The sequence below is a fragment of the Acinetobacter sp. NS-4 genome, from assembly GCF_037402435.1.
GTDB lineage: Bacteria > Pseudomonadota > Gammaproteobacteria > Pseudomonadales > Moraxellaceae > Acinetobacter.
Genome location: NZ_JBBEUE010000048.1, coordinates 1 through 830 on the forward strand (window position 1 = coordinate 1; position 830 = coordinate 830).

The window sequence follows — 830 nt, forward strand, 5'->3', positions numbered from 1 at the left end:
GCAGCAACAACGTTTAAAGTTGCACCATTAAGTGCTTTGTTGTCGTGCTCAGCGATAACTAAAATACTCATGATTTTTATCCTTCTGTATTAGATCACTTTCGCTTCGTTTTTAAGTTTGTCAACAAGCTCATCTACAGATTTCACTTGTACGCCAGCTTTACGTTCAGCAGGAGCTTCAACTTTCACTGTTTTCAGTTTAGTTGTCGTAGTAACACCGAAATCTGCAGGAGACTTAGCATCAAGCGGTTTTTTACGCGCTTTCATGATGTTTGGAAGAGCAGCATAACGTGGCTCGTTCAAACGTAAGTCCGTGGTGATGATTGCTGGAAGTGCAAGCTCAACAGTTTGTAAACCACCGTCGACTTCACGAGTGACCTGTACTTTGTCACCGTCAACTTTCACTTCAGAAGCGAATGTACCTTGACCTGCGCCAAGTAGAGCGCCAAGCATCTGACCAACCTGGTTAGAGTCGTCATCAATGGCCTGTTTACCAAGAAGGATTAATTGTGGTTGTTCAGCGTCAACAACACCTTTCAGGATTTTAGCAACTTCCAAAGCACCAAGCTGGCTGTCATCAGCTTCAACCAGAATACCGCGGTCAGCGCCAAGTGCCATTGCAGAACGAATTTGTTCTTGCGCTTCTTTAGGACCAATAGAAACAACAACGATTTCTGAAACAGTTCCTTTTTCTTTTAAACGAACCGCTTCTTCCACTGCGATTTCACAGAATGGGTTAATTGACATTTTAACGTTGGTTAAGTCAACACCACTGTTGTCCGGTTTAACGCGAACTTTAACGTTGGCATCAACCACACGTTTTACAGCAAC

The 830-nt window shown here is 43.4% G+C and carries 1 protein-coding gene; it reads right to left on the reverse strand.

All coding sequences use genetic code 11. From position 1 onward, the window contains the following. Window positions 1-89: 89 nt before the first annotated feature. The coding region (locus tag WAE57_RS15785) for an electron transfer flavoprotein subunit beta/FixA family protein (protein ID WP_337711304.1) at window positions 90-830 on the reverse strand (741 nt) is incomplete at its 5' end.